General features: G+C 39.4%; 15 protein-coding genes. 13 read left to right on the forward strand and 2 right to left on the reverse strand.

Annotated elements, in window-relative coordinates:
- Window positions 1-67: 67 nt before the first annotated feature.
- From WH223_RS16595 to WH223_RS16630, 8 genes are all read left to right on the forward strand, one after another.
- Complete coding sequence (locus tag WH223_RS16595) at window positions 68-1,309, forward strand: MFS transporter (protein WP_340048905.1); 1,242 nt, start codon at window positions 68-70, stop codon at window positions 1,307-1,309.
- A gap of 82 nt (window positions 1,310-1,391) precedes the next feature.
- On the forward strand, window positions 1,392-2,384 hold the full coding sequence (locus tag WH223_RS16600; RefSeq protein WP_340048906.1) for an MFS transporter: 993 nt from the start codon (window positions 1,392-1,394) through the stop codon (window positions 2,382-2,384).
- 51 nt (window positions 2,385-2,435) lie between these two features.
- On the forward strand, window positions 2,436-2,792 hold the full coding sequence (locus tag WH223_RS16605) for a hypothetical protein (protein ID WP_340048908.1): 357 nt from the start codon (window positions 2,436-2,438) through the stop codon (window positions 2,790-2,792).
- 30 nt (window positions 2,793-2,822) lie between these two features.
- The gene (locus tag WH223_RS16610; RefSeq protein ID WP_340048910.1) at window positions 2,823-3,272 is read left to right on the forward strand and encodes a VOC family protein; all 450 of its coding nucleotides are present in this window, start codon (window positions 2,823-2,825) and stop codon (window positions 3,270-3,272) included.
- Between the two features lie 38 nt (window positions 3,273-3,310).
- On the forward strand, window positions 3,311-3,838 hold the full coding sequence (locus WH223_RS16615; RefSeq protein ID WP_340048911.1) for a GNAT family N-acetyltransferase: 528 nt from the start codon (window positions 3,311-3,313) through the stop codon (window positions 3,836-3,838).
- Window positions 3,839-4,133: 295 nt separating this feature from the next.
- Window positions 4,134-4,409, forward strand: coding sequence for a hypothetical protein (locus WH223_RS16620; protein WP_340048912.1), 276 nt, complete (start codon window positions 4,134-4,136; stop codon window positions 4,407-4,409).
- Between the two features lie 85 nt (window positions 4,410-4,494).
- Window positions 4,495-5,409 carry a hypothetical protein gene (locus WH223_RS16625; RefSeq protein ID WP_340048914.1) on the forward strand — a complete coding sequence of 305 codons (915 nt, stop codon included), beginning with the start codon at window positions 4,495-4,497 and terminating at the stop codon, window positions 5,407-5,409.
- A gap of 111 nt (window positions 5,410-5,520) precedes the next feature.
- The gene (locus WH223_RS16630; RefSeq protein ID WP_340048915.1) at window positions 5,521-6,075 is read left to right on the forward strand and encodes a DNA-3-methyladenine glycosylase I; all 555 of its coding nucleotides are present in this window, start codon (window positions 5,521-5,523) and stop codon (window positions 6,073-6,075) included.
- Window positions 6,076-6,105: 30 nt separating this feature from the next.
- On the opposite strand, the gene WH223_RS16635 is transcribed toward WH223_RS16630, so the two are convergent.
- Window positions 6,106-6,576 (reverse strand): Lrp/AsnC family transcriptional regulator, encoded by a 471-nt coding sequence (locus WH223_RS16635; protein ID WP_340048916.1) that lies wholly within the window; start codon window positions 6,574-6,576, stop codon window positions 6,106-6,108.
- A 144-nt stretch (window positions 6,577-6,720) separates the two neighbouring features.
- On the opposite strand from WH223_RS16635, the gene WH223_RS16640 reads away from it, so the two are divergent.
- Entirely contained in the window at window positions 6,721-7,983 is a 1,263-nt protein-coding gene (locus WH223_RS16640) for an MFS transporter (protein ID WP_340048917.1), read from the forward strand.
- Window positions 7,984-8,247: 264 nt separating this feature from the next.
- Here WH223_RS16640 and WH223_RS16645 read toward each other — a convergent pair whose 3' ends face one another.
- Window positions 8,248-8,604 carry a winged helix-turn-helix transcriptional regulator gene (locus WH223_RS16645; protein WP_340048918.1) on the reverse strand — a complete coding sequence of 119 codons (357 nt, stop codon included), beginning with the start codon at window positions 8,602-8,604 and terminating at the stop codon, window positions 8,248-8,250.
- Between the two features lie 145 nt (window positions 8,605-8,749).
- On the opposite strand from WH223_RS16645, the gene WH223_RS16650 reads away from it, so the two are divergent.
- From WH223_RS16650 to WH223_RS16665, 4 genes are all read left to right on the forward strand, one after another.
- The gene (locus WH223_RS16650) at window positions 8,750-9,616 is read left to right on the forward strand and encodes an NAD(P)H-binding protein (protein WP_340048919.1); all 867 of its coding nucleotides are present in this window, start codon (window positions 8,750-8,752) and stop codon (window positions 9,614-9,616) included.
- A gap of 205 nt (window positions 9,617-9,821) precedes the next feature.
- Complete coding sequence (locus WH223_RS16655) at window positions 9,822-10,562, forward strand: hypothetical protein (protein WP_340048920.1); 741 nt, start codon at window positions 9,822-9,824, stop codon at window positions 10,560-10,562.
- 61 nt (window positions 10,563-10,623) lie between these two features.
- Complete coding sequence (locus tag WH223_RS16660) at window positions 10,624-11,565, forward strand: helix-turn-helix domain-containing protein (RefSeq protein WP_340048921.1); 942 nt, start codon at window positions 10,624-10,626, stop codon at window positions 11,563-11,565.
- A 91-nt stretch (window positions 11,566-11,656) separates the two neighbouring features.
- A complete protein-coding gene (locus WH223_RS16665) occupies window positions 11,657-12,415 on the forward strand; it encodes an SDR family NAD(P)-dependent oxidoreductase (RefSeq protein ID WP_340048922.1) in 759 nt (252 codons plus the stop codon).
- The last annotated feature ends 30 nt before the right edge of the window (window positions 12,416-12,445 follow it).

Raw genomic sequence — 12,445 nt, forward strand, 5'->3', positions numbered from 1 at the left:
TAAGACGCAAAAAAAGTAATAAAAATTAATACAACTTTAAACATCAGATGACCTGATGTCTTGATTTATGAAAACAAATCCTAATCCCCAATCGGCTGCTGTATCAGCCTCGCAAACGGTGTATCCCATCTTGTTTGCCATCAGTATTTCGCATCTGTTGAACGATTTAATTCAATCCGTTATTCCAGCGATTTACCCTTTGTTGAAGGAGAATTATGTGTTAAGCTTTACGCAAATCGGTATTATCACCTTGATTTTCCAGCTTACAGCCTCCATTTTACAACCATTTGTTGGTTTGTATACAGATAAGCATCCCAATCCACGTTCTTTAGCGATAGGTATGTTTCTATCACTGGCAGGCCTGCTATGCTTAGCTTTTGCATCCAATTTTTACTACATCTTAGCTTCCGTATCACTGATTGGTATGGGTTCTTCAGTCTTCCATCCGGAAGCATCGCGCGTAGCCCATATGGCCTCGGGTGGTAAGAAGGGGCTGGCACAATCCATCTTTCAGGTGGGGGGAAATGCAGGTAGTGCTGCGGGGCCTTTATTAGCGGCACTTATCGTAGTTCCTTTTGGTCAAAAATACATCGGTTGGTTTGGTGTTATGGCCGTTATCGGCATGATTGTACTGACTTTTGTTGGTAACTGGTATCAACAAAATTTACACCTTAAAGCTTCTAAAAAGCCTACAGGTACTGCTACTGAAGGACAATTGACCTTATCACGCAAGAAGGTGGTCACATCTATCGTGATCTTATTGGTATTAATCTTCTCGAAGTATTTCTACATGGCTTCGATGACGAGTTATTTTACGTTCTATTTGATTGATAAATTCCAAATTAGCGTGCAGCAATCGCAGTTTTATCTTTTCGCTTTCTTAGCGTCTATCGCTGCGGGTACTATCTTGGGTGGGCCGCTGGGGGATCGCTATGGTCGTAAGCTTATTATTTGGGTTTCTATACTTGGAGCAGCGCCTTTTACCCTGATGTTACCACATGTAGGGCTGACGATGACCATTGTTTTGGCCATTTTTATTGGTTTGATTATCTCTTCGGCTTTCTCTGCAATTTTGGTTTATGCAACCGATTTGATACCTGGGAAAGTCGGTTTAGTAGCTGGTTTGTTCTTTGGTTTTGCTTTTGGAATGGGGGGCGTTGGTTCTGCTATTTTAGGATGGCTAGCCGACAAAACAAGTATTGAATATGTATATCAGGTTTGTGCTTATCTACCGTTAATCGGAATTATCACTGGATTCTTACCTAATATTGAAGGAACCAAAAAGAAGAAAAAAGCCGTAAATCCGTAAAATGTGCTATAGATTCCGAAGAATAGGGATTGTGTAGCCTACGGTTCCTTTCGACCTTTGTTTTACAACAATAAAGATCGAAATGAGTACACTAAAAAATAGCAAAGCACCTGCAACTGTTTCGGCGAGTTGGGGTGCTTTGTTTGCAAATGGAAATGGCCTAAAAGCAAGTGCTTTGGCGCTGGGTGTGATGCTGCATGCAACAAATGTATACCTCGCGACAACAGTGATGCCTTCCATTATCAAAGAAATAGGAGGCTTAGCCTACTATGCTTGGAACACCACCTTGTTTGTGGTTGCTTCTGTTATTGGATCCGTTATTTCCGCCAATCGTCTCGCGGCTCTAGGGCCACGTAAGGCCTATCAATATGCTATTTTACTATTTGCCATAGGATCATTGCTATGCACTTTGGCGCCCAGTATGCAGGTCTTGCTACTAGGTCGTTTTGTGCAAGGATTGGGCGGAGGATTGCTGTTCGCTTTATCTTATGCGATGGTGCGCATCGTGTTTGAAGATCGGTTATGGTCACGGGCGATGGCCTTGATTTCTGGAATGTGGGGCATCGCGGCCTTTTCGGGCCCATTGATTGGCGGCCTCTTTGCTGAACAGGGGCAATGGCGTTGGGCTTTTGGTGTCCTTATCATTATCTGTGGGATAATTTTTGGAGTAAGCAGCATAATTTTACCTGTCAAGCAGAGCGGAGAAGCAGCTCCTCAAGTTCCATATGTTAAGCTTATGTTCTTGGTAGTAGCATCACTTGCTGTATCTATCGGTAGCCTTTCTACGTCGGTAGGCATGAATCTCTTGGGGCTTCTTGTTGCTTTGTTCCTGCTAGCCTCCTTGGTGCGTATGGAAGGACAACAAGGTGTACGTTTGCTACCCACGGGGGCTTACCAAATAGGCCAGACTTTGGGAGCTACCTATGCGGTGATGACACTTTTAACCCTTGCCACGGCTATAGAAATTTTTGTGCCTTACTTTGCACAGGTCATCTATGGCTTTTCCCCTTTACAGTCGGGCTATTTGACGGTTTTGATTGCTTTTGGCTGGACTTTTTCATCTTTATTATTTTAGGGTGTGACGGGCAATAGGGTAAGACGTATCATCGGATATGGGATTGTATTGATGTTCATTGGCTTACTTGGTTTGACGTGGGGCGCTTTACAAGGTGATGGACGGGTATTTCTTATTTTACAAGGCATTTTTCTTTTTATGCTAGGTGTTGGCATTGGGATGGGCTGGCCGCATCTGCTGACGCGAGTATTTTCTTTAGCACCAAAAGGAGAGGAAGCTTTAACATCGGCATCGGTAACGACGGTACAGCTGATGGCGACAACCTTTGGAGCCGCACTGGCGGGCTTGGTAGTCAATATGGGCGGGATTAATCAATCAGGAGGCGCCGAGCAGGCTTCTTTTGCGCTCTATGGAGTCTTCGCAATGGCACCGTTTTTGGCACTTCTTATTCACTTTTTTAAAAAATAAAGTACAAACAATAATTTAAACTTTAGCAATATGATACAAGGACTATATGAGACACACATTCAGGTGCGTGATTTAGAAAAAGCAGTGAAATTTTATACCGAAGTTTTAGGATTGACACTGGCACATTATGATGGCATACGTCCGATAGCCTTTCTATGGATTGGTGACGATAAGAAGGCGATGTTAGGCCTTTGGGAGCAGAAAGAGAATTTACAGAAACGCCATTTTGCCTTCCGCTGTAGCCAGGAGTTTATCTTGGAAAAGGCTACTACTTTTTTAACGGATCAAGGATTAAAACCATATAATTTTTTGAAGAATGGTAGTAGTGAGCCTATGGTATTCGCATGGATGCCAGCTTTAGCACTATATTTCGACGATGCCGATGGCAATCAGTTGGAGTTTATCCATGTTCTCGAAGGAGAAGGGCAACCAGAGCACGGCTTAGTTAGCTATCCCGATTGGTTGAAACTGAAAAAATAGGTAAATTTGATTTACTATTTAAGAGAGAGGGGGATAGGATGATTTTAGAAACGCAACGCTTACGCATAAGGCCGATTGAATTGGCCGATATGCATGCCGTATTTGACTATCGTTCGGATACCGAGGCCAATAAATATCAAAGTTGGATTCCACAAACGCTGCAAGAAGTAGCCGACTTTATTGCTAAAAATCCGGAGAACTTTAATCAGCCTGATAGCTGGTTTCAGTTGGTGATTATCGATCAATCTACACAGTCTGTTGTTGGTGATATTGGTATTCATTTTATCGACGCAGCTAATAAATTGGTCGAGTTTGGTGTCACCTTGTCTGGCGATGTGCAAGGGAAGGGCTATGCAACGGAGGCATTAAACGCTGTTTTCGACGCTTTATTTTTACAGCTAGACAAGCATCGTATTTCTGCTTCTATAGATCCAGAAAACGTAGATTCTATAAAATTGATGGAACGATTGGGCTTACGTAAAGAAGCTCATTTCAAAGAAAGCCTTTGGTGGAATGGTCGATGGGTAGATGATATTATCTATGCGATGCTGGCTAAAGAACGTTAAGCAGATAGCTAAAAAAAAGACTAGAAAGGAATAAGCTTTCTAGTCTTTTTTTTAGAAATATTAAGTAGCAGAGAATTAAAAGTCTTTTGTTTTTTTTGAATGGTATTTTATTGATTTATAGATTGATGTATTTCTAAAAAAAACGATTAAAGCTTGGATTATGAAATTACTTTCTTACATTAGTTTAAGTTTCCGAGTAGGAGACAACCATTATAATAACCATATAAACCTTAAATAATACATTGCTTTTATCGATAGAGAGCGCTGTACTATTTAAAACTAATGTAAAGGAATTATGAGAATAAACTGGATACAGAGAAGTGTAGCGGTATTATTAGCGTTACTAATCGCGGGCTTATTTGCCTATTTTATCTTGGCTAAACCTAATTTATTTAATTTCTTGCCTTGTGCTATTGATAATGCATTGAATTTTGGCGGCATCTCTGAATCTGCCTTACTTCGTTTTTTCGATGTTGTTTTTACCTTATTTTTGTTTATTTTGAGTTACAAAGTATTATGTCGAATTTTTGCGGGTACGCTAAGTCGGCATGGAAAGTTGAATCGGCAGTAATTAAGCTTATGCTTTTGATAGGATAGGTATCACTGATTTGCATCCGACTTACTTTTCTATAATCCAAAATGAAGTAAAAGAAATTATGTTTGCCAAGCCTGTAACGATTTTGAAGACCGTTTGTATACCTATTTTATTGTTTTTGACGTTATCATGTAACCTTGATATAGAAACTTCTGCTAGCCAAAAAATTCAAGGTAGCTGGGTGTTTGATCACGCCCCGCTTCCTCGTATACATGGAAAAAATAGTATTGGATTGTCTAGGGATAACTGTGGTTTTCGTTTTGAGGGTGAAGTCTGTCATTTAAATTGTTCTTTTGACAACATACGGGGAGCTAATATTTGCGAAGGGATGACCTCAGGCTTTGATACAAAATTTGTGCTGCTTAAGGATTCTTTAAAAATTTGGAATGTTAAAAAACAAAATTGGAATGCCTATTTAATTAAGAAGCTGACAAAAGATAGCTTAATATTATTTTATGATGAACTTAACTATGATATTAAGTATGTAAGGCCCCAAGTTCTTCCCGCTGAAAAGAACGAATATGATGCTCTTGCTATTACGAAAGTGATTTTCTGCGAACTTGGAGATTGCAATGGTTGTAATGATGAGGTATTCTATTTAGATAGAAAGGGTACCTTTTATTATAGTAATCTTGAAAAGAATAGACAGTCCGGTAAGCTTGCGTCTACCACAGCAGATTCTTTATTTGCTAATTTTAGATACTTAAATCTAGATAAGGTGGTCCCAGAATACATTGGCGGTGGCTCACGTACCTCATCAAGTTATGCTATTTCTTTTATTAAGAATGGTAGCGTTGTGAAGCGGATAATAGACAACCAAAATGTAGGGCCAGATGAGCTTTTAATCGGGTATGTACCGCTTGTAGATAAACTGCGGAAAATAAACCAAAGAAAGGAAAGGATAGATGCTAAGATAATTGAACTTGTGGACAATGAGATAAAGTGGTTTTATAAAGAAACATTCGAGCCGAAGTAAAATTGTCTGGTATAAATCAATCTATAGTTTCAACTTATTTTTTATCCTTCATGACATACTGTTGTCAATGCTGCTTTTTATATTTGTGGGTATACATAAAAAAATAGATTGATGAGTTACTGCGCTGCGATTCCGGGGATGGTGCCCGAAGAAAGAAAGGCTTTACATAAAAATTATCACGATAACCATTATGGTTTTCCGATAGCTGACGACAATGAGTTGTTTGGTCGTTTAGTTATGGAAATCAACCAAGCCGGCTTAAGTTGGGAGATGATTTTGAAAAAAGAAGATACTTTCCGTGCAGCTTATAGCCAGTTTGATATTGCTACAGTAGCGGCCTATGGTGAAGATGACCGTGCCCGTTTGCTGGCTGATCCAGGTGTGGTGCGCAATCGTTTGAAGGTAAATGCGGCCATTGAAAATGCCAAAACCATCCTTACACTACAAGCAGCACATGGTTCTTTTGCCAATTGGATTGCTTTGCAGCACCCAAAAACAAAAGAGGAGTGGGTAAAGCTTTTTAAGAAAACATTCCGTTTTACCGGTGGTGAAATTGTAGGCGAGTTTTTGATGAGCATCGGCTACTTACCGGGAGCACACAATGAAAACTGTCCGATTTACCACGAAGTATTAAAACATAATCCGAAGTGGACTGAAAAAGCCTAACGAGATTCTGTTCTAGAAGCGTCTTATTTTCTATAAGATTTGACTGCTCTCTTTAATACTGTTCATCACAAAAATACTTTTGGTCTGTCCGATACCTTCAACTTCGGATAATTGATTCACAAAAAAGTCGTGGAATTCATCCATATTAGGGGCAAGTATCTTAAGCATAAAATCAAAGTCGCCACTGATGTTATAGAATTCCACGACTTCCTTCAGCTGGCTTACTTGCTCAATAAATTGAATAGCGAGCCCTTTATTATGGGCTTTTAGCGCTACCATACAGATCACCATCATTCCCTTTTGCACCTTTTTTCTATCTACGATAGTGGTATACTCCTTGATGACTTCTAGCTTTTCCATGCGCTTTATACGCTCATGTGTGGGCGTTGTGCTGAGGTTAATTTGCGCTGCAATATCACGCACACTGAGCTTAGCATCCTTCTGTAAAAGGCGAAGTATAGCAAGATCTTTTTCGTCGAGGCTGTAGCTGTCTGTTGTCATCTGTTCTTTTTTTTGTGCTACAAATTTAAATAAAAGTACAAATGACTCCTAATTTTATATTTTTAGGGGCTCTTGTTCTGAAAATGTTTTTGATTAACCTCAATCGTTCTATTATTCTTAAGTTTGCCCGAAATTTCGAGTAATATGCAGTCCAGAAAAAATCTGATTTTAATTTTAGCCTCCGTTGGTACCTTTGTAGAAGCACTAGACATCGCCATCATCAATTTAACAATTCCATCCATCCAAGAGCAGTTTGCTATTGGCGAAGATGTCGTACAATGGTTACAGACCTTGTATGTATTGTTCTTTGGTGGTTTCTTAATTATTGGAGGGAAATTATCAGATCAACTGGGACGTAAAAAAATATTTTTGTTCGGTGGTCTTCTCTTTATGTTGACTTCTTTAGGTGCTGGTTTGGCGACCAATTTTCAATCGCTAGCCGTATTTCGTGCGTTGCAAGGATTGGGCGCAGCTTTTATCATGCCATCGGCTTTATCTATCGTGACCAATACATTTAGAGAAAACCAAGAGAGAAACCGTGCTTTAGGTATTTTCAGTTCTTTTGCTGCAATTGGGTCGGGAAGTGGCTTGGCTATTGGTGGTATTTTGAGTACTTATTTAAGTTGGCATTGGGTATTTTTAATCAATGTACCTATCCTTTTGATTACGCTTATTCTAGCTTATTTCTACTTGCCAGTAGATGAAAAAGTAGAACATAAACAGAAAACGGATACCTTATCGGCTTTGTTCTTAGTTGTAGGTTTACTAGCCTTGATTTTTGGAACACACGAATTGTTGCACATTCAAGAAGAGCCTGTATTAGTTGTCGGATCGTTAGTGATGGCTGTTGGTTTATTGACTGTCGTATTCCGTCGTCTTAAAACAGTGCCTGAGCCACTTATTGATTTACGTTTATTCAAGCATAAATCGCTGGTGGTTTCTAATGTAGGTTTCTTTAGTTTAGGTGCTTTCTTTATCGGATTTTTATTTTTGATTTCTTTGATGCTACAGAAAGATATGAATTATGAAGCTGCAGAGGCCGGTCTAATGTTAGTTCCTTTCAGTATCATGTCGGCATTGGTGGCTAAATTTGTGTTGCCACAGATCTCGAAAAGATTATCTCCTGTACAGATGGGAATCTTTGGATGGTCATTTATGCTATTAGGTGCACTAGCTTTATTATTGTCTGTTTTCATAGGACATGCACTACCTGTTGTTTTATTTGGTGCTGCTTGTATTTCTGGTGTGGGGATGACATTCTGCTTTACCAGCTTGTCTATTTTAGGCGTGCGTGATATGAAAGCCGCTGATTATGGAATGGCATCAAGTTTGACGAGTACAACCTATTTTCTAGGAGCAGGAATCTGCCTGTCGTTTATGACCCTGTTGAGTCAAATTATACCTTAAGACTTTGCTGTAGGCGGTTTGAGCTTAGTGTTGTTGGCGCTTTATGCTGTCGCTGGAATTGGCGTTGTAAGCTCTTTATTTACAAGTGATCGAGAGACCAAAGGGGTAGAGGCTGTAGGTGCCTAACCGTTTTGAAAGATAAACCACAATTAATAAGCCCTGCAATTATATTGCAGGGCTTATTATTTCTAGGGATTTTATGAATTTAAAGCCTGCTATTTTCTCGCTCAATTAGGGAGCATCATAGCGGTTCGACGATTAAGGCTATGATGCTTGGTATTGCTGCCGATTGTTCATTATCTCCTCCATATTTTGGTATGCCCAATTAGAAATAGAATCTATTAAAGGCAAAAAATTACGTCCTAAATCCGTCAGTTGATACTCTACTTTTGGCGGGATAACAGGGAATACTTGACGTGCAATTAAGCCATCAGCTTCTAGCTTACGTAGAGAAACGGTAAGCATTTTTTCCGAAATATCACCAATAGCCTTATGTAGCTCATTGAAACGCATTTTTTCATGCTCACCTAAAACCAATACCACGAGGGTTGTCCACTTATCCGATAAGCGATCTAGCACATTTCTAACAGGACAATTTGTAGACGTAGAAAAATCTTTCATTATTTTAAAATTTAATTCTTTGATAATCAGTAAAACAAACTTCGAGGTAAGTGGGTTTCCTTTAGTAAAGTTCTTGTTTGAAGAACACTTACTTTTTATCTTTGACTTACCAAAAGTAAGTATAAAAAATTAAATAGAGCATATTATGAATTTAATTACAGGAACAACAGGACATTTAGGAAAAGTAGCAGCAAGTCATTACTTGCAAAGTAATCCCGCTACTCCTTTGGCAATTTTAAGTCGTGATGCTAGTAAAGTGGCAGACCTTGCGGCGCAAGGTGCGGAAGTACGTATCGGAGATTATGGCGATTATGCTTCTTTAGTAAAGGCATTTACAGGCATTGACAAGTTATTTTTTGTATCATCTAACGATTTGGTACATCGCCAAGAGCATCATAAAAATGTATTTAAAGCCGCGAAAGAGGCTGGCTTAGATCATTTGATTTTCACGAGCTTTCAGTACACTTCTACGGCGGCAGATTCACCTAATGGTCTTATGCCTGGTTATGTAGAGTCGGAAGATATTTTAGTAAATAGCGGTCTGAACTATACCATTTTGCGTAACGGTATTTATATGGACATGTTGACAGACATCATTGGCCCTGGGATTAAAGCAAACCATACTTTGTTTGCACCAGCAGGAGATACACAAGCGGCTTTCACGTCCAGAAATGACTTAGCTGAAGCTGCAGCGCGCGTTTTGTTGACCGCTGACCGTTATGTTAATCAAACGTTGGATTTAGTGAATGTAGAATCCGTAAACTTTCCGGCGATAGCCGAAACCCTAACGACAATTTTAGGCACGAAAATTAATTATGTAGACGCTGGCGAGGAAGCTTATAAAGAGGCATTAGCGGGTGCAGGTTTACCGCCTGTTGTTGTTGGTCTATTTGCTGGGATTTTAGCAAGTATCAAAGCAGGTGAATTTAAAAAAGTAGGACACAGCCTGGAGGATATCCTTGGTCGCAAGCCAACAAGTGTTGCAGAATATCTGAAAGACTTTTACGCTTAATTGCACTATTAAATATTTGTAATAAAGAGCCACTTACTACAGTAAGTGGCTCTTTATTTTTAACAATTTATTAGCCATGCTTTATTTTATCACTTAAAAAATTGTATTTTGATGTTTATATTAAGAACCTAGATTTATGAAAAAACCCGTCTTGTTTGTATTAGTTTTGCTATGCGTTGTTGTTAAAGGACAGAATCTTAACGCAATGAAACAGAAAGTTGTTGCCGAAGGAAAAAAGCTTTATAAGTCAGAGATGGCTTCTTGGTATGGTACCGATTTATTCTTTCATGACTATACTAATAAATCTAACGTTGGTGGTTATTTTTCCTACACCGAAGGCGCTGAAAATAAATGTGTATTCTTTTCGCGTGCTAGCCAACCTCGCGTTATAGGAACGATAGTGTTTGACGATAGCTTTGATACAAAAAAAGCCATGGTTTATCTTGAAGAACGAGACTTAACTGCCGTTGAACATAAGCTATTTCTGATAAGACAAGGGGCGATAGAGGAGGTTCGTCGGGATACTTCTTTATTTAAATATTATCAAGGTATGAATTTAAACTTTGTGCCTTTGTTGGGTGAGAAAGAGAATAAGGTATATGTCTTAACTGGCCCTACCGAACATGGGATTGTGGTTTTTGGTAATGACTATCTCTTGACTTTTGATAAGAAAAATCAGTTAAAAAGTAAAAAAGCATTGCATAAAAATATTATTCCTATCGCCTACAATCCACAACAAAAAGCACAAACGACTTTACATAACCATTTGCACGAAACGGGAGATTTAATGACTGCAACTGATATATGCACCTTAATGCTCTATGGTAAATTTACTGGATGGAAACAGCACAATGTTGTTTCGGAAAAGTATCTTAATGTTTGGAATTTTGAAACGGAGGATCTTTATGTCATTCCCATGGATGCTTTAAAAAAAATGGACAAATAAGGCTTGTCGGAAATCCCTCTTTTGTCTAATTTTATGCATAGCGCCTATATAAAAAAATAGCATGGGAAAAATACAGAAGAAGACATCCTTAGATGAGTTTTATCAACAAATATCAGATGCTATGGGGAAGGAGATTTATACCTTTCTGCCTCCTGATATCACGAAGGAGATAGGGCATTTCAATGTTTTTGATATTGCAGAAACCATGCAAGAGACAAAGGTTAGTAAGCGTATGCCTTACAATCGGCGTATGTATTATAAAATCAGTGTTATTAATGGTCGGAATCGTGCAGAGTATGCGGATAAGAGTTTTGATATAGCTCGTAATGCTTTGCTTTTTGCTACGCCTAAGGTGCCTTACCACTGGATTCCCCAAGATGTAGACCAGTCTGGCTTTTTTTGTGTGTTTACGGAAGATTTTTTAATAAAGTCGAAGACTGGCGTTGTGCTTGACGATTTACCAATTTTTCAATCGGGAGCTTATCCTATTTTTGAAATTACCGATATACAAAGGGAGGAAGTTTTTAGCATCTTCCAGAAAATTCAGAAAGAACTTCATTCTGATTATGCCTATAAGTATGATTTAATACGCAATTATGTACTCGAGCTTATCCATTATGGACAAAAATTGCAACCCAGTATGGAGAGTAATCAAAACCATAATGCTGCTGCGCGTGTTACTTCATTGTTTGTGGAGCTCCTGGAGCGGCAGTTTCCGATAGAGTCGCCGCAGCAGCGCTTGCGGTTGAAGTCGGCAAAGGATTATGCCGACCAGCTATCGGTTCATGTAAATCACTTGAACAAGGTGTTGAAAGAATCTGTAGGGAAGACAACCACGGAATTGATTAGCAATCGTGTGGCACAAGAAGCGAAGTTGCTCCTCAAACAAACGGATTGGAATGTTTCGGAGATAGCCTTTAGTTTAGGCTTCGAAGAGCTGGCTCATTTTTCTAACTTTTTCAAGAAGCATACGCAACTGACGCCTTTAGCTTTTCGTTCTTAAGTATAGTTTGAATTTCGCAAATAATGACTTGATATCGGCAAACTGACCATCGTGAAAAAGACCAACTTTGTCATATTAAAACAAATATAAGATGAAAACAAAAATAGCTTTAGTAACTGGCGGTAGCCGTGGTTTAGGAAAGAATATGGCGCTTCGTTTGGCCGAAAAGGGGAATGATGTCATCATCACCTATAAGCAGAATAAAGAAGAAGCCGATAAGGTAGTGGCTGAAATTCAGGCTTTGGGACGAAATGCTTTCGCTTTACAGCTTAACGCTGGCGATGTAGCCTCGTTTGATAGCTTTTTGACAACTGTAGGGGAGCACCTTAACGAAAAAACAGGAAGCCCTAAGTTTGATTTTCTGATAAATAATGCAGGAACAGGTTTGTATTCTTCCTTTGCGGAGACAACGGAACAGGATTTTGATGATATCGTTAATTTACATTATAAAGGCGTCTACTTTTTGACACAAAAAGCTTTGGCTTACATCAATGATGGTGGCCGTATCGTTAATATTTCTTCGGGCTTAGCACGTTTTTCTTTCCCAGGTTCTTCGGCCTATGCTAGTGCGAAAGGAGCCATTGAGGTATTGACACGTTACCTTGCAAAAGAGCTTGGCGGACGTGGTATTACGGCCAATGTGGTTGCTCCAGGCGCTATAGAAACTGATTTTGGTGGAGGTCATGTGCGTGACAATGCCGATACGAATAAACAAATAGCAAGTGTTACGGCTTTAGGAAGAGCTGGATTGCCTGACGATATCGGTGGGGTAGTCGCTTTCCTTTGTTCGGAAGATGCACGTTGGGTAAATGGTCAGCGCATCGAGGTATCCGGTGGGATGTTGATTTAACGCCTTCAAAAATTGTATAAAACGAAAGCC

Source organism: Sphingobacterium sp. MYb382 (assembly GCF_037572665.1).
Lineage (GTDB): Bacteria > Bacteroidota > Bacteroidia > Sphingobacteriales > Sphingobacteriaceae > Sphingobacterium.